Origin of the sequence: Pseudohongiella sp. O18 (assembly GCF_021729085.1) — a bacterium.
In the GTDB taxonomy this organism is placed as follows: Bacteria; Pseudomonadota; Gammaproteobacteria; order Pseudomonadales; family Pseudohongiellaceae; genus Pseudohongiella.
In genome coordinates this window covers 646,507-669,596 of record NZ_JAJSAR010000002.1, presented here as the reverse complement: position 1 = coordinate 669,596, position 23,090 = coordinate 646,507, and the positions used below count along the sequence as shown (strand labels likewise).

19 protein-coding genes are annotated in these 23,090 nt (G+C 55.0%); 8 read left to right on the top strand and 11 right to left on the bottom strand.

Going from position 1 to position 23,090, the window contains the following annotated elements:
• Positions 1-8 precede the first annotated feature (8 nt).
• The 7 genes from ispC to rpsB form a co-directional block, all read right to left on the bottom strand.
• Complete coding sequence (ispC, locus tag LVD14_RS10325; RefSeq protein ID WP_237134004.1) at positions 9-1,223, bottom strand: 1-deoxy-D-xylulose-5-phosphate reductoisomerase; 1,215 nt, start codon at positions 1,221-1,223, stop codon at positions 9-11.
• On the bottom strand, positions 1,220-2,131 hold the full coding sequence (locus LVD14_RS10320) for a phosphatidate cytidylyltransferase (RefSeq protein WP_237134003.1): 912 nt from the start codon (positions 2,129-2,131) through the stop codon (positions 1,220-1,222). The genes ispC and LVD14_RS10320 overlap by 4 nt, the downstream gene beginning before the upstream one ends.
• Positions 2,132-2,140: 9 nt before the next feature.
• Positions 2,141-2,908, bottom strand: coding sequence for a polyprenyl diphosphate synthase (uppS, locus tag LVD14_RS10315; RefSeq protein ID WP_237134002.1), 768 nt, complete (start codon positions 2,906-2,908; stop codon positions 2,141-2,143).
• Positions 2,909-2,928: 20 nt separating this feature from the next.
• A complete protein-coding gene (frr, locus tag LVD14_RS10310; RefSeq protein WP_237134001.1) occupies positions 2,929-3,486 on the bottom strand; it encodes a ribosome recycling factor in 558 nt (185 codons plus the stop codon).
• Positions 3,487-3,498: 12 nt separating this feature from the next.
• Positions 3,499-4,236, bottom strand: a complete 738-nt coding sequence (pyrH, locus tag LVD14_RS10305; protein WP_237134000.1) for a UMP kinase — start codon at positions 4,234-4,236, stop codon at positions 3,499-3,501.
• Between the two features lie 100 nt (positions 4,237-4,336).
• Positions 4,337-5,218, bottom strand: coding sequence for a translation elongation factor Ts (gene tsf / locus LVD14_RS10300; RefSeq protein WP_237133999.1), 882 nt, complete (start codon positions 5,216-5,218; stop codon positions 4,337-4,339).
• A gap of 145 nt (positions 5,219-5,363) precedes the next feature.
• On the bottom strand, positions 5,364-6,143 hold the full coding sequence (gene rpsB, locus LVD14_RS10295) for a 30S ribosomal protein S2 (protein ID WP_237133998.1): 780 nt from the start codon (positions 6,141-6,143) through the stop codon (positions 5,364-5,366).
• A gap of 299 nt (positions 6,144-6,442) precedes the next feature.
• Between rpsB and LVD14_RS10290 the strand changes: the two genes are divergently transcribed.
• The gene (locus tag LVD14_RS10290) at positions 6,443-7,534 is read left to right on the top strand and encodes a polysaccharide deacetylase family protein (RefSeq protein ID WP_237133997.1); all 1,092 of its coding nucleotides are present in this window, start codon (positions 6,443-6,445) and stop codon (positions 7,532-7,534) included.
• A 4-nt stretch (positions 7,535-7,538) separates the two neighbouring features.
• Here the strand turns inward: LVD14_RS10290 and LVD14_RS15560 are convergent, their stop codons facing one another.
• Together LVD14_RS15560 and LVD14_RS10280 are read right to left on the bottom strand one after the other, a co-directional pair.
• The gene (locus LVD14_RS15560; protein WP_237133996.1) at positions 7,539-8,402 is read right to left on the bottom strand and encodes a glucosaminidase domain-containing protein; all 864 of its coding nucleotides are present in this window, start codon (positions 8,400-8,402) and stop codon (positions 7,539-7,541) included.
• Positions 8,403-8,600: 198 nt separating this feature from the next.
• Complete coding sequence (locus LVD14_RS10280) at positions 8,601-8,924, bottom strand: BolA family protein (RefSeq protein WP_237133995.1); 324 nt, start codon at positions 8,922-8,924, stop codon at positions 8,601-8,603.
• A gap of 209 nt (positions 8,925-9,133) precedes the next feature.
• Here LVD14_RS10280 and ylqF point away from each other — a divergent pair, with 209 nt between their 5' ends.
• The 3 genes from ylqF to LVD14_RS10265 are packed head-to-tail and all read left to right on the top strand — an operon-like array spanning position 9,134 to position 15,761.
• A complete protein-coding gene (gene ylqF / locus LVD14_RS10275; protein ID WP_237133994.1) occupies positions 9,134-10,021 on the top strand; it encodes a ribosome biogenesis GTPase YlqF in 888 nt (295 codons plus the stop codon).
• Positions 10,014-12,800, top strand: a complete 2,787-nt coding sequence (locus LVD14_RS10270) for an SNF2-related protein (RefSeq protein WP_237133993.1) — start codon at positions 10,014-10,016, stop codon at positions 12,798-12,800. Before ylqF ends, LVD14_RS10270 begins: the two co-directional genes overlap by 8 nt.
• Positions 12,801-12,818: 18 nt before the next feature.
• Positions 12,819-15,761, top strand: coding sequence for an insulinase family protein (locus LVD14_RS10265; protein WP_237133992.1), 2,943 nt, complete (start codon positions 12,819-12,821; stop codon positions 15,759-15,761).
• Positions 15,762-15,907: 146 nt separating this feature from the next.
• On the opposite strand, the gene LVD14_RS10260 is transcribed toward LVD14_RS10265, so the two are convergent.
• The gene (locus LVD14_RS10260) at positions 15,908-16,315 is read right to left on the bottom strand and encodes a VanZ family protein (RefSeq protein WP_237133991.1); all 408 of its coding nucleotides are present in this window, start codon (positions 16,313-16,315) and stop codon (positions 15,908-15,910) included.
• A gap of 74 nt (positions 16,316-16,389) precedes the next feature.
• On the opposite strand from LVD14_RS10260, the gene LVD14_RS10255 reads away from it, so the two are divergent.
• Complete coding sequence (locus tag LVD14_RS10255) at positions 16,390-16,542, top strand: hypothetical protein (RefSeq protein WP_237133990.1); 153 nt, start codon at positions 16,390-16,392, stop codon at positions 16,540-16,542.
• A gap of 31 nt (positions 16,543-16,573) precedes the next feature.
• Here the strand turns inward: LVD14_RS10255 and grxD are convergent, their stop codons facing one another.
• Positions 16,574-16,903 (bottom strand): Grx4 family monothiol glutaredoxin, encoded by a 330-nt coding sequence (grxD, locus tag LVD14_RS10250; protein ID WP_237133989.1) that lies wholly within the window; start codon positions 16,901-16,903, stop codon positions 16,574-16,576.
• Positions 16,904-17,060: 157 nt separating this feature from the next.
• Between grxD and argF the strand changes: the two genes are divergently transcribed.
• The 3 genes from argF (at position 17,061) to LVD14_RS10235 (ending at position 23,059) form a co-directional block, all read left to right on the top strand.
• Complete coding sequence (gene argF, locus LVD14_RS10245) at positions 17,061-17,963, top strand: ornithine carbamoyltransferase (protein WP_237133988.1); 903 nt, start codon at positions 17,061-17,063, stop codon at positions 17,961-17,963.
• 222 nt (positions 17,964-18,185) lie between these two features.
• Positions 18,186-19,883, top strand: coding sequence for a putative bifunctional diguanylate cyclase/phosphodiesterase (locus LVD14_RS10240; protein WP_237133987.1), 1,698 nt, complete (start codon positions 18,186-18,188; stop codon positions 19,881-19,883).
• Between the two features lie 320 nt (positions 19,884-20,203).
• Positions 20,204-23,059: a ribonucleoside-diphosphate reductase subunit alpha gene (locus LVD14_RS10235; RefSeq protein WP_237133986.1), complete on the top strand. Its 2,856-nt coding sequence runs from the start codon at positions 20,204-20,206 to the stop codon at positions 23,057-23,059.
• The last annotated feature ends 31 nt before the right edge of the window (positions 23,060-23,090 follow it).

The following is a 23,090-nucleotide window of genomic DNA, read 5'->3' as shown; positions in this document are numbered from 1 at the left end:
CCGGATTGTTATGCAGTGCGTGAGCGCCTTTGCAAGGTGGCAACCAATTCGCCTGCCACCGACCTCGCCTGCGTATCCATCTCTTGAATCATAGCCAGTGAGACCGGCCCGCGACAAGTTATTTGCTCAAGTGTGGCGGCGATGATACGTGATATGTCAGTAAACGCCACCCGTCTGCCCAGGAATGCAGCCACCGCCACTTCATTGGCAGCATTAAGCACTGCAGGCGAGGCGCCACCGCGCTTGGCCGCTTCGATTCCCAGTTCAAGACAGGGAAAGCGTGTCATGTCAGGCCGCATAAACTGAAGATCCGGACCTGCCGCAAGGTCAAGAAAGCTCGCACCGGAGCTGATCCGGGACGGCCAGCCCAGTGCATGAGCAATGGGCACACGCATATCAGGGCTGCCCAGCTGGGCCAGCACCGACCCGTCTTCGTACTCAACCATGGAATGGACGATACTCTGCGGATGAACGAGGACATCAACACGGTCCGGGGCAAGGTCGAACAGGTAGCAGGCCTCGATAAACTCCAGTCCCTTATTCATCATGGTTGCCGAATCGACTGAAATTTTGCGCCCCATTGACCAGTTCGGGTGCTTGCAGGCCTGTTCCGGGGTTACCCGGTCAAGCTGACTGGTGTCGGCGCTCAGGAATGGCCCACCGCTGGCTGTCAGTATCACTTTGCGGATACCGGCCTTCAACAGCTTGGCTTCCCCCTGCTGAGCTGAGGCAGGCAGACACTGAAAGATTGCATTGTGCTCACTGTCTATTGGCAGGATTGTCGCCTGGCTTTCCCGGGCAGCCTGCATAAACAGCTCACCGGCCATGACCAGAGCTTCCTTGTTTGCGAGCAACACCAGCTTGCCGCTTGATGCCGCAGCCAATGCCGGAAGCATTCCGACCGCGCCGACAATGGCAGCCATGACGGCGTCAACTTCCGCGGCGCTGGCTACCTGCGACTGGGCTTCCACGCCGCCGAGGACTACTGTTTCGCTCCCAGCAGACTGCAAGGCCTGTCGAAGCTGCTGCGCGGCATCAGCATCAGTCATGACGGCATAAGCAGGTGCGAACTCAAGACATTGCTGCGTCATCAACTGGTGATTGGTGTTTGCCGTCAGGGCATAAATAGAGAACTGCGGATTTTTGCGGACCACATCCAGCGTGTTGACGCCAACCGAGCCGGTAGACCCGAGTACCGTCAATCGCTTTTCAGTTACGTTCACAGGACCTCCGGCATGGCGCGGAGCAGGATCAGGGCAAGCACAAATACGGGTGTAGCAGCCATCAGGCTATCGATACGATCAAGCACACCACCATGACCCGGCAGACTGCGGCCACTGTCTTTAATACCGCGATGTCGTTTGAGCATGCTCTCGAAAAGGTCTCCGACCACCGACAGAACGGCCAGCAGCACCGCCAGGCACATCAACAGCGCCCATAAATCAATACTCAGGGGCTGACGACTGTGCAGCCAGGCGAGCAGGAGCGCACTCAGGGCAACACAACTTGCCAGACCGCCCCAGAACCCGGCCCAGGATTTTTTCGGGCTCAAGGCTGGAGCCAGGCGTCTGTTACCCCATTTTCGACCGCTGAAATATGCTCCGATGTCGACAACACTGACCAGTGCCACCAGCACAAAAACCAGCACGCCCGAGGATTCAATCATCTTGAGGTAGTACAGTCCCAGCCAGGTAGGCAGCAGACAAAGCACACCGAGTGCGCCGATTTTCCAGCGCTGTTGCCAGCGATGCTGCCCACTGGGGTACTGTCTGATAGTCCAGAAAACCCAGAACCAGAACAGTGTCGCGAAAGCCATCAGCATAGTGAGGGCCATTTCGTTGATTGAGGAAACTGCCGTACCCAGTGACTGACCAGCTACATCGAGATCTGCACCGGGTACTGATGAGCGTGACACCAGGAATAAGGTGAGCATCAGAATTGCAGCAAACCCCAGCGTCCAGACCGCCTGCTCAGCAGCGCGCCGCAGGCCCATCAGTTGCCCCCACTCCCAGAGCGCCGGCAGCAGAACCAGGCCAAGAAACACTGCAAAATATGGCGCTGGTAGCCAGGCGGTGCCAAGGTACAACCCGAGCAACATGACGATGGCTGTCAGAACTCTCTGCCTGAGCAATTCAAACCTCTAATTATTGTTCAATTCGTCGTCGCTACCAGATTGTCTGCCAAAACGGCGCTGTCGACGACTGTAATCATCCAATGCCAGCTGAAAAACCTGATCATTGAAGTCAGGCCAGAAGCACTCTGTAAAATAGAACTCAGTATAGGCGAACTGCCACAGCAAAAAATTGCTGATGCGTTGCTCGCCACCAGTTCGTATGCACAAATCCGGCTCCGGGACATCACCCAGACAGATGTGTTGTTGAAGCAGCTCAGGGGTGATATCAGATGCCGCAATCTCCCCTTGCTGAACTTTCTCAGCCATAACTCTGGCAGCCTGTGCGATATCCCAGCGCCCACCATAGTCAGCAGCAACAGTCACAACCGTCCCGGTATTATTGCGCGTCAGTTTTTCAACGTCATTCATATGCCTCTGCAGTCGGGGTGCAAAGGAACTACGATTGCCAATGAACTGCAGTCGCACATTACGCTCATGCATCATGCCGATTTCATGGCGCTGCAGGACATTCAGAAACAGCGCCATCAGGCCCTGTACTTCCTTGCGTGGCCGCAGCCAGTTTTCGCTGCTGAAGGCAAACAGGGTCAGATAGGGAATTCCACGATCCACACATCCAAACACCACGTCCCGGGCAATCTGCGCACCCACTCGATGCCCTACTGCACCACGCTCGCCGCGACTGCGGGCCCACCTGTTATTGCCATCCATGATGATGGCAACATGCTGTGGCAAGCTGCGAGCGTCTGTCTGCGCGTCACCGTCCTTGTTCTGCATATCCGGTTCCACCCAGGGTTTCAGATTGACAGCAAGTCTTTCTCTTTCTCGCTGTATGTGGCTTCAACAGCCGCAATGTGTTTATCAGTCAACTTCTGGATGCGCTCTTCTGCACGGCGCTGCTCGTCTTCACTGATCTCCTTGTCCTTAAGCAGATCTTTGAGCGTGCTGTTGGCATCGCGGCGAATATTGCGGATTGCGACTCGCGCGTTTTCCGCTTCGGCCTTGGCCTGTTTGGTATATTCGCGACGGGTTTCTTCCGTCAGGGCTGGCATCGGTACACGGATGGACTCACCATTGTTGGATGGATTCAGACCCAGATCTGATTTCATGATGGCTTTTTCGATATCACCAATCAGGGGGCGCTCCCAAGGAGTCACAACCAGCAGACGGCCTTCTTCAACGGTAATATTGGCCAGCTGGTTAAGCGGTGTGTCTGCCCCGTAGTACGGCACGTTTACACTGTCCAGGATGCCCGGATGGGCGCGCCCGGTCCGAATTTTATTAAACGCCAGCTCCAGCGACTGGATGGATTTGTCCATGCGCTCGCCGGCATCTTTGATGATCTCTTCAATCATTACGTTCCCCTGTCAGACTTCTGGTCGGACGACGCCAATCAGCGTGCCATCGGTTGTTCCCATTACATTATTCAACAGCGACCCGGGCTTCTGCATGTTGAACACGCAGACCGGAATATCGTGATCGCGCACCAGACAGATTGCTGTGAGGTCCATGACCCCCAGCTTCTTGTCGAGTACTTCATCATAAGTCAGGTAGTCGTATTTGACGGCATCTGGCACTCGCATTGGATCCGCAGAGTAAACGCCATCAACTTTTGTGGCTTTGAGCACCAGTTGTGCATCAATTTCGATGCCACGCAGGCAGGCTGCCGAGTCGGTGGTAAAAAATGGATTGCCGGTGCCAGCAGCGAAGATGACAACATCGCCATTGCGCAGATGACGAATGGCGGCACGACGATCATAATGCTCCACCACGCCACTCATGGGTATCGCAGACATGACACGGGTTGAGATACCAGCCCTTTCAAGCGCATCACGCATCGCCAGCGCATTCATGACGGTTGCCAGCATACCCATATGGTCGCCGGTAACGCGCTCCATACCTGCCGAGTGCAACGCGGCGCCGCGGAACAGGTTGCCGCCACCGATAACCATGCCAACCTCAATGCCAAGGCCTATCAGCTGTCCAACCTCGACTGCCATACGGTCAAGCACTTTGGGATCGATACCGAAGTCGGCCTCGCCCGTCAGCGCTTCGCCGCTCAGTTTCAGGAGTATGCGTTTATACTTTTTATCCGCTTTTGCCATGGTTTACTCCAGTCAAGGGTTAGATTTAAGGACGCATCTCCAGTCAGCTGCTGTGGTCTGCAACCGGCGATTGCCGGCTGCAGAGCCAGTGAGCCAGATTTTACTGCTTTTTGGCAGCTGCTGCCTGCGCAGCAACTTCTTCAGCAAAATCGACAACTTCTTTCTCGATACCTTCACCGACTTCGTAGCGGACAAATCCGACCACATCAGCACCGGCTGCTTTCAGCAACGCGCCGACAGTCTGATCAGGATCCTTAACGAATGCCTGTTCCAGCAGTGTAATTTCTGACACGTATTTGCGAATGCGGCCTTCGATCATCTTGGCAATGATCTCTGCAGGCTTGCCACTCTCTGCCGCCTGGGCCGTGAAAATCTCCCGCTCTTTATCCAGAACTTCCTGGGGAACGTCATCAGCACGCACAACCATTGGGTTAACGGCCGCAACATGCATCGCTACATCTCGCGCCAGTTCAGCATTGCCACCGGACAGGGCGACCAGCACGGCAATACGGTTATTGCTGTGCACGTATGCGTCAACTACACCACCTGCAGGCGCTTCAACAACCTGAATACGACGCAGATTGATGTTCTCACCGATCTTCTGTACCAGCGCCTGACGCTCGTCTTCAATGCCGGAAGCCAGCAGCTTCTCGACGTCACTTTCCTTGCCAGCAAATGCCTGGTCAGTAATTTTGTTGGCAAAGCCCAGGAAGTTGTCATCACGTGCCACGAAGTCTGTTTCGCTGTTCACTTCGACCACAACTGCGTAGCTGCCATCGTCCGCCACACGCGTGATCACAACGCCTTCAGCAGCAGTACGACCGGCTTTCTTGGCTGCTTTCAGACCGCTTGACTTACGCAGGTCTTCAATCGCTTTTTCCATGTCGCCTTCGGCTTCAACCAGAGCCTTTTTGCAATCCATCATGCCCAGACCGGTGCGCTCACGCAGCTCCTTGACCATACCTGCTGTAATGTTAGCCATAATAAACGCCTCAAATTATCTCTATATTAATGTCTAAATACTTTGAATACTTTGAAAAAAAGGGGCCTAGCCCCTTTTCTTCGAAAAATGGAGTTACTCAACCGATGATGAATGCTGCCGTTTGCCGGCAGCATTCACGCAGCCATCAGGCAGACGCGCTGTTCTCGTCAGCTGCCGCTTCAGGCGCGCTGGCCTGTGCTGCTTCGTCTACTTCCACAAAATCGCTGTCACCCAGTTGGTTCCCCTGGTTACGGCCAGCCAGACAGGCATCAGCCACAGCCCGCGCATACAGTTCGATGGCGCGAATTGCGTCGTCGTTGCCGGGGATTGGGTAGTCGATACCATCTGGATTGCTGTTAGTGTCCACAACACCAATCACAGGGATTCGCAGGCTGTTGGCTTCAGTGATTGCAATGCGCTCGTGATCAACGTCAATCACGAACAATGCGTCTGGCAGTCCAGCCATATCCTTGATACCACCGATACTGCGCTCCAGCTTGTCTTTGTCGCGACGACGCATCAGCGCTTCTTTCTTGGTCAGACGCTCGAGTGTGCCGTCAGTTTCCTGGGCTTCCAGATCGCGCAGACGCTTGATAGAACCACGAATGGTCTTGTAGTTGGTCAACATGCCACCCAGCCAGCGGTGGTCAACATAAGGCATGCCAGCACGCTCTGCCTGTTCCTTGATGATCTTGCCTGCCGCACGCTTGGTGCCAACAAACAGGATTTTCTTGTTGCGCGACGCAAGGCTCTGAATGGCCATCAGCGCGTCGGTGAATGCAGGAACAGTGTGCTCCAGGTTGATAATGTGAATCTTGTTACGGGCGCCGAAAATGTACGGCTTCATCTTCGGGTTCCAGTAGCGGGTCTGGTGGCCGAAATGAACGCCAGCCTTCAGCATGTCCTTCATGGATACTGCAGTCATGATAATTACCTTTTTACTTAGGGTTAGGCCTCCACACACCCCATGCTCCAACCCATACCGATATGATCGTCGGGCACCCAGGAAACATGTGACGGTGCATGTGTGACATTATTTAGATTACGCTGTTGACCACCCTGCGGTGAGGGCCAGTTTTTCAGCGCGCGCTTTTATACCACAAAAGCTACCGCGCATAAAGAAAAACTGATTTAAATTGAACTCATTGCAGGATATGGGACAGAATGGTCAGGACAGTCAATTCCTCAATACATCCAGCACCAGTCCGATTTCAAAAGAGCGCCATGAACTCAAAGAAGCCGTCAAAAATCAGCCCCCTCAGAAACGCCATCAAGCTAGCCGCCTGCGCCGTGTCGCTAAGCACCGCACTGGCATCTCCCGCCATTGCCCAGCACGCTGTGATTACGATCTACCACCACGTATCTGACAGCACACCGCGCTCTACCAGCCTGACAGCCCAGGAACTGCGCACACAACTGGAATACCTGCGTGATAATGATTTCGCGGTCTGGCCACTGGACCGTGTCATTGAGGCCCTCAAAAATCAGGAGCCGATGCCAGACAAGGTTGCGGCGCTGACCTTTGATGACGCCTACGAGTCGATCTACACCACAGGCTGGCCCATGCTGAAGGAATTTGGCTACCCCATGACACTGTTTGTCAGCACTCAACCAGTTGATGACGAACAGTCTGGATATCTGACCTGGCCACAGATACGCAAGATGGCTGACGAAGGCGTGATTATCGCTAATCATATGGTTTATCACCCGCACATGGTGGACGCCCAGCCGGGCGAGAGCGACGCAGGAAGACTGCAAAGATTGCGAGAGGAATTGTTGACAGCGGAATCGCGCATCGAAGAACAGACCGGACAGTCACACAAGATACTGGCCTACCCGTACGGTGAGTACGATCTGGAAATCCTCGACATGATCGAGTCGCTGGGGTTTACGGCACTGGCTCAAAACTCTGGCGCTGTTGGTTATCATTCGGATTTCCGGGCTCTGCCACGCTACCCATTGGCTGCCTCGTTCGCCGATATTGAGTCTGCTTCAACCAAACTGAATTCACTGGCCTTTGAGGTACGACACATCGATCCGGTCTCGCCAATGACTGACAGCCGCCGCCCGGCAGTGACCATGCAGCTGGCAGGGGATTTTAACGTCAGTCAACTGGGATGTTACGCCAATGGTCAGCCCATGGAGCTGGAGTGGCTGGATCGAGAAGCGGTGCATTTCCGTATTCAGCCAGCCGAAGGCCAGGAGTTCGCGATGCGGCGCTTCAACTATATCTGCACAGCACCGAAGCGTGGGACCAATCGCTACTACTGGTTCAGCAAGTTCTGGACGCGAAGCACCCCTGATAATGCCGATTGAGTACTCAGGACTTGTCGCGATGACGCAACTGATTGATGCGAATGATGTCCTGCAACTCTGACACATAAGCCTGACCACGCTCAGAATAACGTGTCAGACCACGAGCCAGAACCAGCGAGTCCAGCGGCATATCACGCATGCGCATGGCTTCGCGCAGCACTCGAAGATCTTCATAACTGCGGTGAGTATTAAGGTTGCGGAAATAAGCACGCACAGAGGCCTGCACGCTGGCAAACGCACGTACTTCATGCGACCGTGACTCGCCGCGACGTCTGGGGACCAGCCCGCAGCCTTCATCGAAGCACCACTGACCAAAGATGTTATTACCCTCACGGGCGAAGCGGGACGTACCCCAGCCTGATTCGTTCGCGGCCTGAGCGAGCACCAGTGATTTAGGCAGAACATCAACGCGGCGCACCAGCTCGCGACCCACACTCAGGCGCCCTTCAGCACTACTCAGGTCAGCATCATCAAGACGGTATTCCGCCGCTATCTCGGCAAAACGCTCCTGTTCGACTGCTGACAGGGGCATACCGTCACGAACCACTTCCCACATCGGCATCAGTTCCGCACGGGTGGCGGCGATACGTCGGTTTTCGTTCTCTACATAACTGCTGAGAAACTCAAAAAATGCTTCTTTGCGCGTATCAACATCACCGAGCGATTCAAAATCAGGCATTTCCGGGCTGACCACGGTGGCCTCCCCGGTTGCTTCGTTTTGCGTGTGATCGAAAATGATGCGCTCGTCCACCACAGGACCGGTCTGTCGGTACTGGGCGAAAGCGGTAAAGGTAAACACGGCAAGTGCGCTGACACACGCGGTGCGCGCAATAGCAGGCAAACGGGGATGTCGGAGTAAATCAAACACGATTATCATTCCTCTATCGTTGTGTCACTCAGCAGCGCTTTAAACTTCGCTTTTTCTCTCGCTTGTCTGAGGACCGGTTAATCTCACTATAAGGTATTGATAATTATTGTTTTACTCTTGCTTTAGCTAGCATTCACGACACATCCTGCGAACACGAATGGGCGGCACATTAACGGAATTTGCCTTTCCTGGCAAGCTTCATCCACTCAGACTGCCACCTCGACAATCCGGTGAAGCAGCAACCGCCCCCCCCTTTTCTGACCACTCTTCAGGGGTATACAGATGCATCGCCAACGCGTGCACACCATCTTTTAATTCGCTGGCCAGCACCTGATAGACCAGTTGGTGTCGCTTTACTGCGTTCAGGCCAATGAACTGCGGTGACGCCAGAATCAGCTTGAAATGAGACTCTGTGGCTGGTCCGCTGTGCCGATGACTTTCATTAATCAGCTCAAAATGCTCGGGCGACAAATCGGCAATCACCCTCCGGTGTATACGTTGCTGCATAGGTCCTGATGTCATCTGCTATACACCCTCCCGATCTTTTCTGTCATCTACTATCTATCGACATTTGCGGCAAAAGACCCGCAAACTGTCTGATGATGCGTTTTACTGTTAAAGCCAGAGTATAACACGACGCAAGTCTTACCCCCGATGTAACGTCGAGCACGACAGATTATTCCAACGTGTTATCATGCGCCCCCGCACTGACATCCTGAACCTCCCGCACTATGACGATATCCTGGTATCCCGGACATATGTTCAAGGCCAACAAGGAACTGGCCAAACTGATAGAACAGGTCGATGTAGTCATTGAAGTACTCGATGCCCGCATGCCTGCAGCAAGCAGCAACCCTCTGCTGCACAAGATGCGCCGACAGCATCACAAACCCTGCCTCCATATACTGAACAAGGCTGACCTCGCCAATCCGGACGCGACACGCGCCTGGGTGAAACACCTGACGCGCGCCGGTGAGAGCTCAGCACTTCCCAATGGCACTGGCCAGCTCCTGTTTCCGGCCACCATTGTGACGCACTGCCAACGCCTGGCCCAACACCAGAAACGCCGCTACAGCGCTGCGATTATTGGCATCCCCAATGTTGGCAAATCCACTTTGTTGAATCAGATAAGCGGTCGCAAACTGGCTAAAACCGGCAACGAACCCGCCGTGACCAAGAACCAGCAACGCATCAAACTCAATGATCAGTGGTTCCTGTTCGACACGCCGGGCGTTCTCTGGCCCCGCCTGGAAGATCAGGACGCGGCCTACCGACTGGCGGCCGCTGGCGCGATCCGCAACACTGCCATTGTGTTTGAGGATGTTGCCATGGAAGCTGCCGAGTTTCTGCTCCGGGATTTTCCGGAGGCACTTATAGAGCGATACCGCATACAGCCGCTTCCCGACTCAGCAGAAGAGTTCATGAGCATACTGGCCGAGCGTCGTGCCTGTCGGACCCAGCGCGGTGACACCGACTGGCACAGAGTATCGGAAATACTCCTGCATGACTTTCGGGAAGGTAAACTTGGCCGGCTGACACTGGAACTGCCTCCTGAAGAGTCTCCCAATCAAACATTAAATGGCGAACCACCCGCAGGAACACCCGAAACTCATGCCTGAAGCACGTATTTTCGCACTGGGACAGAGATGGATCAGCGACACAGAGCCAGAATTAGGGCTTGGCATAGTAACCGACCTCGATCACCGCACAGTGGCAGTCGCCTTTCGCTCATGCCAGCAAACCCGTCGTTATGCTCAGGCCCAGGCGCCTCTGACCCGCTTACGACTCGCTTCGGGGGACCCCGTCAGCCTTCCCGGCTCCGGCGACGAGCCGCCGCTTGACGCAGTCATTGAAGCCCGCCACGAAGGTAGTCACCACACCTTCGTTTACATGGTCAGTGTCAATGACGGGCCGCCCCAGCCTTTGCCAGAGCAGGCCTTACCTGACGCACTGAGTATGAACCGGCCACTGGATCGTCTACTGGCAGGCCAGTACGAGTCGGCGACATGGTTTGAGCTGCGGCGACGAACCAGCAGCCTGCTTCAGCGCGCCCAGAGCAGCGGCCTGATGGGCCTGTGCAGCGCGCGTGCCGACCTGATTCCACACCAGTATTATATTGCCAGCGAAGTCGCCAACCGCTACGCACCGCGCGTTATGCTGGCTGACGAAGTGGGACTGGGCAAAACGATAGAGGCAGGCCTGATTCTGCAGCAGCAGTTGACTCTGGGACTGGCAAGCCGCGTTCTTATAGTGGTTCCAGAGCCGCTACTGCACCAGTGGCTGGTGGAAATGCTGCGACGCTTTAATCTGCTGTTCACCATCATTGATGAGCCGCGCTACCAGGCGTTAATCGAAAGCGGCGAGGACAATCCCTTCGCCACCAGTCAGCTGGTGTTATGCCCCCTGTCGCTATTCCTCAACTCCCCCGCACATCTGGCGAGTGCCCGGTCGGTAGAGTGGGATCTGTGCATTGTTGATGAGGCACATCACCTGCAACTACAACTGGAAAGTTCGCCTGCACAGGCCTTGCCCGATACCGAAGCCTATCAGGCACTGGCGAGTCTGGCTGCCACCACAAAAGGACTGTTACTGCTGTCGGCAACGCCTGAACAAATGGGTCAGTCGAATTTTTTCGCGCTGCTAAGGCTGATCGACCCCGCCCGGTTTAACGATTTTGAGCAGTTTCAGGCTGAACAGCACCGCTATCAGGAAATCGCCGAACGAATAGAAAAAATCAGGAATACCTCGCCAGTGGATAGCGACGAAATCCGTCGATTGCTGGACCAGCATGGCACAGGGCGAATCCTGTTCAGGAATACTCGGCGTGCCCTCGGCAACATGCCCGAGCGCGAACTGCACGCCTGGCCTTTGCCAGCCTCGGCTGAGTCGGCGCAACCCAGGACGGGCAAGTCGGCAAACTCTGACACTGATCCTCGTCTTGCCTGGCTGCGACAGTGGCTGGACGACCATCGCAGCAAGACACTGCTGATATGCTCTGATGATGCCACTGTCATGACGCTGGAAGAACAGCTCCGGCTGGCTGGCGTACGCTGCAGTGTCTTTCACCGCGGCATGAGCCTGCTGGAGCGTGACCGGTCTGCCGCCTACTTCGCCAGCGATGAGCCTGACGCGGCGCGCATACTGATCTGTTCAGAGATAGGCAGTGAAGGCCGCAACTTTCAGTTCTGTCGCAACCTGATTCTATATGATTTGCCCGGCAGTCCCGATGTGCTGGAGCAGCGCATCGGCAGGCTGGATCGAATCGGACAGACCCACACCATCCAGATCCATGTGCCCTACCAGCGCAATACCTCTCAGGAGGTACTGTTCAACTGGTATCACCGGGCACTGAACGCCTTTTGCCAGATTGCACCGGGAGCCTGGCAAACCTGGGCTGTGTTCCGTGAGCAGCTTCAGCGCTGCATTCACCTCGCCGATAGCGGGCAGGATGTTCAGACTGCTGGATTTGAGGGCTTTCTGGACGCCGCCAGAGCGCATCACGAGGGCGTGTGCCAATCGTTGGAGCACGGACGCGACCAGCTACTGGACATGAACTCGTTTGACGCTGCCGCAGCGCAGACAATCATCTCAGCGATCCAGCAATTTGAAGCCAACAGCTCACTGGACAGCTGGCTTATAGACGTTCTCGATCACTATGGCGTTTTTAATGAGCGCCACAGCGACGGCAGCATCACCATCGTCCCCAGCGAAGACATGCTGATACCTGCATTTCCCGGGCTGCCGGACGCCGGCATTGACGCCTGTTTCGACCGCCAGCTGGCGCTGGTCCGGGACGACCTGGCCCACCTGACCTGGCAGCATCCCATGGTAATTGGTGCATTGGACCTGGTCCTGGCTACCACGCATGGCAATGCCTGTATCAGCACATCGAGCAGCGACCGGACCACGAACCCGAATCAGCCGAAAACTGGTGAGTTCGTGCTACAACTACTGTACCGGATCAGGGTCGACGCGCCGGCGCAGCTGCAGTTGCAAAAATACCTCACTGACAGCGCAATCAATGTCACACTGACACTGAATGAGGAAGGTGAGCCGGTCACATTGACATCTGCTTACCCCGGCAGCACACAACAGGCCGTTGAGCGTTCCGCTGCGACACAGTTCCTTGAGGAAAACCGACAGTCCCTGCTGGACCTGCTGCAAACGGGCAATCAGCTGGCAAGCGAACAGTGCAAACAGCTAACCAGCCAGACAAGCAAGACCATGCTTGAGGCCCAGATGCAGGAAATTAAACGACTGCTTGCATTAAAGCAGCGCAATCCCAATATACGAGACGAGGAAATTCAGTTCCTGAAGGACCAGACCCTGGCATTGCACAACTGCCTGTCTGGCGCAAAAGCCGAACTGACAGCCCTCCACCTGGTAATCATGAATTAAAAGAGGACATCGCCCGTAATGAGTCAAACCTCCAGTCAGCAAATGCCATCGCAGACTCACCCCAGCTTTCAGTGGCTGCGCAGCCATGCCATCCCCTCTTTGCAGCTGGAGGTCCAGGAGTTTGAACATATAAAAACCGGAGCGCGCCACTATCACCTGGCGTCTGACAACCCGGAGAATGTTTTTATGGTGGCGCTGCGCACCCTGCCAATGGACTCGACCGGTGTCGCCCATATCCTTGAACACACCGCACTGTGTGGCAGCGAGAAATACCCGGTTCGCGACCCCTTCTTCATGATGATCAGGCGTTCACTCAATACCTTCATGAACGCCTTCACCAGCAGTGACTGCACCGCCTACCCATTTGCAAGCAAAAACAGAAAAGACTTTAACAACCTGCTGCAGGTTTATATGGACGCAGTGTTTTTCTCGAATCTGGACGAACTGGACTTTGCCCAGGAAGGCCATCGACTGGCATTTGCAGAAGACGGCAACCCGGAAAGTGATCTGCAATACAAGGGTGTTGTATTTAATGAAATGAAAGGTGCCATGAGCTCTGCCACTGCTCGCCTGTGGCAGACCGTCACCAGCTATCTGTTCCCGACCAGCACCTACCACTACAACAGTGGAGGAGAGCCGACTCATATTCCGGATCTCAGTTATGCTCAGCTCAAGCGTTTCTACGAGACACACTACCACCCCAGTAACGCCATTTTCATGACTTACGGGGATATCCCGGCCCACGAGCTCCAGGAGCAGTTCGAGGACCTCGCCCTGAAGCGCTTTGAACGCCTGTCCATAAAATTTGCAGCCACTGACGAAAAACGCTATCTGGCGCCGATCCGAGTACAGGAGTCCTACGCGGTAGACGCCGAAGAAGGTACAAGTGACAAAACTCATGTGGTCACAGCCTGGCTGCTTGGCAAGAGCACCAACCTGATTGAACTGTTTCGTGCTCAATTGCTGAGCTCAGTCCTGCTGGACAACAGTGCAAGCCCGCTGATGTCTGCATTGGAGACATCAGAGCTTGGTCAGTCGCCCTCGCCTCTGTGTGGCCTGGAGGACAGCAATCGTGAGATGAGCTTTATCTGTGGCCTTGAGGGCTGCTCTGAGGATGCCACCAGAGACGTTGAATCATTGATCGTCGAAACGCTGGAGCGACTCGCGGAAACGGGCGTGGACAGTGAACAGGTAGACGCCGCACTGCATCAGCTCGAACTGCACCAGCGAGAAATATCGGGTGATTCCTGGCCTTACGGACTACAGTTGATGATGTCAGCACTGTCGACCGCCGTGCATCGCGGTGATCCTATACAAGTACTGGATATTGAAATCGCCCTCACGCGACTGCGGGAGGATGTCGCACAACCAGGGTTCATCCAGGGCCTGATCAAACAGCTGCTGCTGAACAATCCGCACCGCGTCACATTGACTCTCACACCCGATGCAGGGCTGGCACAGCGTGAAATTGACGCCGAAACGGCGCGGCTGCAGGCCATCAAAGAACAGCTCGACGATGATGAGAAAAAGGCAATCATTGAGCTGAACCGCCGGCTGGCGGAACGCCAGGCGCAGCAGGATGACCCGGGAATTCTGCCCAAGGTTGGCCTTGAAGATGTGCCTCCGGAATTGCCGGTCATTGAGTCCCGACAACTCAAGACAGCTCAGGGTACACCATTGACCTGGTATGCACAGGGCACCAATGGCCTTGCGTACCAGCAGATTGTTGTTGATCTGCCCGAACTCGAACCCGAGCTGCTGGATGTTCTGCCCCTGTACACCAGCATTTATACCGAACTCGGCGTGGGATCTCGCGACTACAGTTCTGTACAGACCTGGCAGGCCAGTGTCAGTGGCGGCCTGAATTGCTACGCCAGCATCCGCAGTACTCTGGAAAGCGAACAAAAATCCAAAGCCATTCTGGTGCTGTCATCGAAGTCGCTGCTTGATCGTCACGCAGACATGACAACGCTGCTTTATGAGACGTTTTTTAATGCCCGCTTCGATGAGACCAGGCGTATACAGGAACTGCTATCCCAGATCAGTGCCCGGCAGCAGTCCAGTGTCACCGGTCGCGGACACAGCCTGGCCGTCTCGCTGGCCGCCAGCCGCATGAGCCCAACGGCCGAGTTGAATCATCGATTCACCGGCCTGGCGGCAATAAGAAACCTCAAAGAAATGATCAAGTCGGATTCCTATGTCGATGATCTGACTGAAAAATTCCGGCGCATACAGCAGCACCTTACAGCAGCACCACGGCGTTTCCTGCTCATTGGTGAGGAAGCCCACCAGCAGACCCTGGTGCAGCAGCTGGATCAATGCTGGCGTGATGCGCCGCCAGTGGAAAGCTCGCACAAGCCACTGATGTTACCAGAGCTGCGCGACAGTACTTCTGAATTGTGGACCACCAACAGCCAGGTCAATTTCTGCGCCAAAGCCTATCCAACGGTACCAGGAGGTCATCCTGACCACCCAGTCCTGTGTGTGCTGGCCGGTGTGCTGCGCAATGCCTACCTGCACCGTGCCATCCGCGAACAGGGTGGCGCCTATGGCGCGGGTGCGGAGCAGGATTCAGGATCGGCCTCCTTCCGGTTCTTCTCCTACCGCGACCCGCGTCTGGCAGACACGCTGACTGACTTTGACCAGTCTGTCAGCTGGCTTCTTGACGAGACACACCAGCATCAACTGGTGGAAGAAGCGATTCTGGGCGTGATCAGCGGCATGGACAGATCCACGTCACCGGCGGGGGCGGCCAAACAGGACTATTACAATAATGAGTTTGGTCGCACACGAGAAACCCGCATGGCATTCAGAAAAGCCGTGCTTGCTGTCACCATGGAGGATCTGGTCCGCGTCGCGCGCCGCTACCTGAAACCGGGCAACGCCAGCACTGGTGTCGTCAGCAGCAGCTCTCAGCGCAAAGTCGCCGAACAATTGGGCTTAACGATTAAAACGCTGTAAAACGGTATGTGAAATTTTTTTGGGTCAGGATGGAACTTTTAAAAACGGTTCCAGTCTGAGTAAGTGTAGGTAGATTGCAGACAAAATTGTGGGTTTTGTTTCATTTATCTCTCCCTTGATAGTAGTATGACTCCAAGCCCGGCTCCTCAGCCGGGCTTTTTTTTGCCGCGCCATTCACGCAGGAAGTGTTGCGCAGACAGACCGAAACCGGCTCCTACGATATCCGCTGCCACATCCAGCCAGTCGCCAGAGCGCCCCGGCACCAGCAACTGGATACCCTCGCTAAGCAGGGCAAGAAACAATATAAAGGCCGCAATTCGCACATAAAAGCGTCTTTGCGGCCAGCCGAGCACCAGACTCCAGGCCAACCAGGCAAACAACAGCATATGGACCAGCTTGTCGGTGGGCAGTCCTGACGTGTTGTCGAGCTCAGCTTGCCAGCCGAAAATCTCAGCGATACCAGATTGAATCGCCTCAAGCGCAGTGCCTGGCAGGCTGAGAAACAGCATGACCAGCGACAACGCGATGGCAGCGTGCCATTTACCCGGGCTCATGTAGCACCCGGTTGACACCATCGTTATACTGGCGGTGAACAGACACTTTTATTCGGACGGAGGATACAGTCATCATGTCTGATGCATTTAAGAAGGCCCTGCAGGAAAAATCCGCGGAATTGGCCGAGGAACGAAAAAAGCGTGAGCAACGAGAGAAGGAAAATGGCAAGGCCCCAGAACTGCCGGACATCAAGCTGAACTGGGGCAACACGCCAACGAAGCACTGAACTACGCAGCGCCGGCTAATGCGCTGCCAGATCAGGCGCTTGGCGCGTCCGCACTCGCCTGATCGACCAGCGTCTGCAGTTCGCCATTCTGGAACATATCAGTGATGATGTCACAGCCGCCAACCAGCTCGCCGGCAACCCACAGCTGGGGAAAAGTCGGCCAGTTTGCGATACCTGGCAATGTTGCGCGTATCTCAGGATTGGCAAGTACATCGACGTAGGCGAAACGCTTGCCGCAGGACATCAGACACTGTACCGCCTGAGCAGAAAACCCGCACTGCGGCTGGTCTGGTGACCCCTTCATATAAAGCAGGATATTGTTGCCGCTGATCTGATCACGAATGGTCTGTTCTACACTCATAAAACCCTTACCTGTTGGTACATTGACTGAAGTTGCGTCATTCTACATGAAATGACTGGCAATCGATAATTGCCCCCATGACAAAAAATGCTAATATACGACGCTTGGTCGGAGGGTAGCGCTCGCTGCCCTTTTTAGTTTTAAAGCTGGTATCACCATGACGACTCGACATTTTCTGACACTGCTGGATCTTACGCCACAGGAACTGCACAACATCATTCACCGGGCCATCGCTCTGAAAAAAAGCCCTACCCTGCGCGATGAAACGCTGAAGAACAAAACGCTGGCGATGATTTTCGAAAAATCATCTACCCGAACACGTGTGTCCTTCGAGGTGGCCATGACGCAGCTGGGCGGCTCCTCGCTGTTTCTGTCACCCTCGGATACCCAGCTGGGCCGAGGCGAGAGCATAGAGGACAGCGCTAAAGTTCTGTCCCGAATGGTCGATGTAATCACCATCCGTACTTTCGAACATGCCAAACTGGAGCGCTTTGCCCGAAACTCGTCTGTACCTGTGATCAACTCATTGACTGACGATTTTCACCCCTGCCAGTTACTGGCAGATATGCAGACGTATTTTGAGCACCGCGGCGACATCGCCGGCAAAACCGTGGCCTGGGTCGGTGACGGCCATAATATGTGCCAGTCCTACATCAACGCCGCGCGGCAGTTCGATTTTGAACTGCGAATTGCCTGTCCCGAGGGTTTTGAACCCAATCAGGACCTGCTGGACGCCAACAGCAACCGGGTCAGCATCGTGCGCAATCCGGCAGAGGCAGTCGCCGGAGCGTCACTGGTTGCCACCGATGTATGGGCATCAATGGGCCAGGAAGAAGAACGCCGCCAGCGGCTGGACAAATTCCATGGCTTTCAGGTGACGCGTGAATTAATGGCACATGCCGCCTCCGACGCGCTGTTCATGCATTGCCTGCCCGCCCACCGTGGCGAGGAAGTCAGTGCTGAAGTGCTGGACGATCCAGACAGTGTGGTCTGGGACGAAGCAGAAAACAGACTTCACGCTCAAAAAGCGCTGCTGGAGTTTCTCTGTAACGCCAGGTAGGACTTGATGGCCAGAGGCTTGTAGGCTAATGCTGGAGAATTACAAGGATGTGTAACTGACAACAACCGTGGAAATAATTTCAAATCCAACATGAGCAACGCGACCATCACAACCCTATTGTTCAGCCTGCTTTTGTTAGCCCCTCTTTTTTACGTGTTCAGGCACTGGCAGCCAAGCCAGACCAGCAGTCGTTCACGCCGTGACCAGCTCAATGAACAGTCCATGCGAATACTCTCCAGCGCTGTGGAACAGAGCCAAAGCGGCGTGGTCATTGCCGACTGCTCAGGCATCATCGAATACGTGAATCCCCGCTACACGCAGATCACCGGCTACAGCAATGCTGAGGCTGTCGGGCGCATCGCCGAGCTGATGAACAATGAACAGCTGACCGACCCCAACAACCTGACCATGCAGGAAGCCATGCAGCTTGGCAGTAGCTGGGAAACCTTCATGGTCAGCTCCCGCAAGAATGGCGAACGCTTCTGGCAACAGGTAACTGCCTCCCCCATTCATGACGACCTGGGCGCGCTAAGCCATATCGTGCTGAACATTGAAGACATTAGCGAGCGCGTGGAGACCCAGGCGCAGATGGAACAGCTTGCTTTTTATGACCCGCTGACTGGTCTCGAGAATCGCCGTCTGTTTAAGGACCGTCTGGAACAGAGCCTCAAGCATGTGCGTCGCAGCAAAAAGAGCACAGCGCTGTTGTTTATCGACCTGGATCAGTTCAAGCGCATCAATGACACGCTGGGGCATGATGCCGGCGATGAATTGCTGACCACCGTCGCCAGGCGGCTGCGTGAGTGCGTGCGCGAAGAAGACATCGTGGCACGCCTGGGTGGCGATGAGTTCACGATACTACTGGCGGACATCAGTCACGCCGACGACGCAGGACTGGTTGCCCGCAAAATACTTCAGGCACTGACCGAGCCGATTCAGCTGGGTGCCCAGGAGGTGACTGTCAGTGGCAGTATCGGTATCACCATTGCACCTGAAGACAGCATGAATGCCAGCGTATTGATGCGCAATGCCGACCTGGCGATGTACCGTGCCAAGGATCAGGGCCGCAACAATTTTCAGTTTTTTACCGATGACATGAACATAGAGTCGCAGGCGCGCATGTCGCTTGAGAATGAACTGCGGCTGGCAGTATCGAATCGCGATTTTGTGGTATTTTTTCAGCCGCAGATCAATCTTGCCAACAATAAGATCTGTGGCTTCGAGGCGCTGGTACGCTGGCGACATGAACAGGTTGATCTGATTCCGCCAGATCGATTCATACCGGTAGCCGAGGAAACGGGCCTGATTATCCAGGTTGGCGAGATTGTTCTGCGCCAGGCCTGTGCGCAGATAAAGGCTCTGCAAGTGGCCGGCCTGCACGGCTATACCGTTGCTGTCAATCTGTCAGCTCGCCAGTTTCGTGACTCCAACCTGGTCAGCCTGGTTCGTGAAGTACTGACCGAAACCCAGCTTGAACCACGCTGGCTGGAGCTGGAAATTACCGAAAGCATGCTGATGGACAATATCGAACAGGCCATCGAGATTCTGACCGAGCTCAAGAAACTCGGCGTTACGGTGACCATCGACGACTTTGGCACTGGATATTCATCACTCAGCTATCTGACACAGTTGCCTGTGGATAAATTGAAAGTTGATCGCTCATTTGTCAGCAACCTGCCGGAAAGCGCCCGACACACCGCCATCACGACTGCCATCATCGCGATGGCGCAGCGCCTTAAGCTGCAGGTCGTCGCTGAGGGTGTGGAAACGGCATCACAGGCGAATTTCCTGCTCGACAATCAATGCAACATTCTGCAAGGGTTTCTGTTTTCCCCTCCGGTCAATCCTGAATCCCTGGACCAGACGCTCACGCAGCTTGGGCTGATGCTTGAAACAGGATCTGCCCGTTGCCCCGCGTGAACCCTTTGTACTGCCAGATCTGAGACCTCACCACTATATATTGTGTTCGAATACACAAAAAATCACACCTTATCCACAAGATATTCACAGAAAAAGCACTTGCAATACGACCAATAGCGCACTATCTTGTGTGTTGTCCGCAAAAACCGACTATATATAGTAGTTTTCCTGCTTGGCATCCGTCATTACTGCTGTGTCGACAGCCTGTCGCCCGGAAATGACGATTTTTGACACAAGATCTGTACCAGAAAACAGCACAACGATATTCAGAAATTTGCTTCTACCTTAACAATAAAATCATTGCGTTCATGGAGAATCCAATGCAGACCAATACCCCCAGCTACGGCAGCACACCCACCGCTCAACGCGCCGCGCCGCGGGCAGAACAAGACCTGCCGGCGACTGCACCTGGCCAACTGCGGGTCATCAAGCGCAATGGCGCCGTTGTGACCTACGATGAGTCAAAAATCGTGGTGGCCATCACCAAGGCCTATCTGGCCATTGAAGGTGGCACGGCTGCTGCCTCGGCACGAGTTCGTGAAACTGTCAGCAAGATGGCTGCACAGATCAGCACCATCTTCAAACGTCGTATGCCGTCCGGTGGCTCTATCCATATTGAAGAGATACAGGATCAGGTCGAGCTGGCACTGATGCGTACTGGTGAACACAAGGTGGCTCGCGCTTACGTACTGTACCGCGCAGAGCACACACGCCTGCGTGAACAGCAGCGCAGCCGCGAACAACAACAGGAAACCAGTGTTCAGGTCACCTACCCAGACGGCAGCCAGGCGCCACTCGACACCGTTCGACTGCGCACTGTCATTGATGAAGCCTGTGTCGGACTGGAAGGTGTCTCTGCTGATGCCATCTACGAAGAAACGCTGCGCAACCTTTACCCTGGGGTCAAGCTTGAAGACGTTCGCACATCTGCGGTGATGACCGCACGGACGCTGGTTGAGCAGGATCCAAATTATTCCTACGTCACTGCACGTCTGCTGCTCGACACACTGCGCAGTGAAGCGCTGGGTTTCCTCGGTCTGACTGACAGTGCAACCCAGAGCGAAATGAACTATCGCTATCCAACCGTGCTGCGTCCCTATATTGAAAAAGGCGTGGAACTTGGCCTGCTCTCACCTCACCTGCTGGAGTTTGACCTGGATGTGCTGGGTGAAGCCCTGAAAGCCGAGCGTGACACACAGTTCACTTACCTGGGCCTGCAGACACTGTACGATCGCTATTTCATCCACAGCGAGGGCGTGCGTTTCGAGTTGCCGCAGATTTTCTTCATGCGAGTCGCCATGGGTCTGGCCAGCAATGAAACCGACCGTGAAGCACGTGCCATCGAGTTCTACAATCTGATTTCCAGCTTCGACTACATGGTATCAACACCGCAGCTGTTCAATTCCGGCACCCTGCGCCCGCAGCTGTCTTCCTGCTTCCTGACCACCGTGCCAGACGATCTGCATGGCATCTACAGCGCCATCAAAGACAACGCCATGCTCTCCAAATGGGCTGGCGGTCTGGGCAATGACTGGACTCCCGTGCGTGCACTGGGCGCCAACATCAAAGGCACCAACGGCAAATCCCAGGGCATCGTTCCATTCCTGAAGGTCGTCAACGATACGGCTGTCGCGGTCAACCAGGGTGGCAAACGCAAAGGAGCGGTCTGTGCCTATCTGGAAACCTGGCACCTGGACATCGAGGAGTTCCTGGAGCTGCGCAAGAACACCGGTGATGACCGTCGTCGTACTCACGACATGAATACGGCCAACTGGATTCCCGACCTGTTCATGAAGCGCGTGTTTGATGACGGCGAGTGGACGCTGTTCTCGCCCAACAATGTACCTGAACTGCACGACCTGCATGGCGAAGCATTCGAGCGTGCCTACGAAGAGTACGAGCGCAAGGCAGCTGCTGGCGAAATGGAAATCTACAAAACCGTGCGTGCCAAGGATCTGTGGCGCAAGATGCTGTCCATGCTGTTCGAGACCGGACACCCGTGGATCACCTTCAAGGATGCGTGTAACGTGCGCTCACCACAGCAGCATGTCGGCACCATTCATTCATCAAACCTGTGTACGGAAATCACACTGAATACCAGTGCTGACGAAATCGCGGTCTGTAACCTGGGCTCGGTCAACCTGGTGAACCATGTCACCGAACAGGGTCTGGACACAGAGAAACTGCAGCGCACCATCAAGACTGCCGTGCGTATGCTGGATAACGTTATCGACATCAACTACTACTCGGTGCCACAGGCGGAAAACTCCAACCTCAAGCACCGTCCGGTGGGCATGGGTGTGATGGGTTTCCAGGACGCACTGTACGCCCAGCGCATCGCTTACGGTTCTGACCAAGCGGTTGAGTTTGCTGACCGATCAATGGAAGTCATCAGCTACTACGCCATTCAGGCATCCACCGATCTGGCTGAAGAGCGTGGCCCCTACCAGTCCTACAAGGGCTCACTGTGGGATCAGGGTATCCTGCCAATCGACTCACTGAAGCTGCTGCAGGAAGTGCGGGGCGAGAAGTATCTGGAAGTCGATATGGGTCAGACCCAGGACTGGGAAGCACTGCGACAGCGCATTGCCCAGACCGGCATGCGTAACTCCAACGTACTGGCAATTGCACCTACCGCGACTATCGCCAATATCTCGGGTGTATCGCAGTCAATCGAGCCGACCTATCAGAACCTGTACGTCAAATCAAACCTGTCGGGCGAATTCACCGTGGTTAACCCATACCTGATCCGTGACCTCAAGGCACTGGATCTGTGGGACAACGTCATGGTTAACGACCTGAAGTACTACGATGGCAGCGTGCAGCAGATCGATCGTATCCCGCAGCACCTTAAAGATCTGTACGCGACTGCATTCGAAGTAGAGCCCCGCTGGCTGGTGGATGCCGCCAGTCGCCGCCAGAAGTGGATCGATCAGGCACAGTCGCTGAACCTTTATATCTCGGGTGCCAACGGCAAGAAGCTGGATATCACGTATCGCATGGCCTGGCTGCGCGGTCTCAAGACTACCTATTACTTGCGCTCCCTGGCGGCAACCAGCACCGAGAAGTCGACGGTCGCGGGCAGCAAATTGAATGCCGTTTCCAGTACACCAGAGCCAGCACCGGTACCTCAGGCCTGCTCTATCGATGACCCTGACTGCGAAGCATGTCAGTGATAATAAATTTCAAAATCAGGGGGTTAAAATG

Excerpts from the sequence above, each read along its gene's own strand:
- LVD14_RS10240 (WP_237133987.1), top strand. The coding sequence starts at position 18,186 with ATGCGAATACTCTCCAGCGCTGTGGAACAGAGCCAAAGCGGCGTGGTC.
- LVD14_RS10280 (WP_237133995.1), bottom strand. The coding sequence starts at position 8,924 with ATGACATCAGGACCTATGCAGCAACGTATACACCGGAGGGTGATTGCC.
- uppS (WP_237134002.1), bottom strand. The coding sequence starts at position 2,908 with ATGCAGAACAAGGACGGTGACGCGCAGACAGACGCTCGCAGCTTGCCA.
- LVD14_RS10235 (WP_237133986.1), top strand. The coding sequence starts at position 20,204 with ATGCAGACCAATACCCCCAGCTACGGCAGCACACCCACCGCTCAACGC.
- LVD14_RS10260 (WP_237133991.1), bottom strand. The coding sequence starts at position 16,315 with ATGAGCCCGGGTAAATGGCACGCTGCCATCGCGTTGTCGCTGGTCATG.
- frr (WP_237134001.1), bottom strand. The coding sequence starts at position 3,486 with ATGATTGAAGAGATCATCAAAGATGCCGGCGAGCGCATGGACAAATCC.
- LVD14_RS10265 (WP_237133992.1), top strand. The coding sequence starts at position 12,819 with ATGAGTCAAACCTCCAGTCAGCAAATGCCATCGCAGACTCACCCCAGC.
- argF (WP_237133988.1), top strand. The coding sequence starts at position 17,061 with ATGACGACTCGACATTTTCTGACACTGCTGGATCTTACGCCACAGGAA.
- LVD14_RS10290 (WP_237133997.1), top strand. The coding sequence starts at position 6,443 with ATGAACTCAAAGAAGCCGTCAAAAATCAGCCCCCTCAGAAACGCCATC.
- pyrH (WP_237134000.1), bottom strand. The coding sequence starts at position 4,236 with ATGGCAAAAGCGGATAAAAAGTATAAACGCATACTCCTGAAACTGAGC.
- LVD14_RS10255 (WP_237133990.1), top strand. The coding sequence starts at position 16,390 with ATGTCTGATGCATTTAAGAAGGCCCTGCAGGAAAAATCCGCGGAATTG.
- ylqF (WP_237133994.1), top strand. The coding sequence starts at position 9,134 with ATGACGATATCCTGGTATCCCGGACATATGTTCAAGGCCAACAAGGAA.
- tsf (WP_237133999.1), bottom strand. The coding sequence starts at position 5,218 with ATGGCTAACATTACAGCAGGTATGGTCAAGGAGCTGCGTGAGCGCACC.
- rpsB (WP_237133998.1), bottom strand. The coding sequence starts at position 6,143 with ATGACTGCAGTATCCATGAAGGACATGCTGAAGGCTGGCGTTCATTTC.
- grxD (WP_237133989.1), bottom strand. The coding sequence starts at position 16,903 with ATGAGTGTAGAACAGACCATTCGTGATCAGATCAGCGGCAACAATATC.
- LVD14_RS10270 (WP_237133993.1), top strand. The coding sequence starts at position 10,014 with ATGCCTGAAGCACGTATTTTCGCACTGGGACAGAGATGGATCAGCGAC.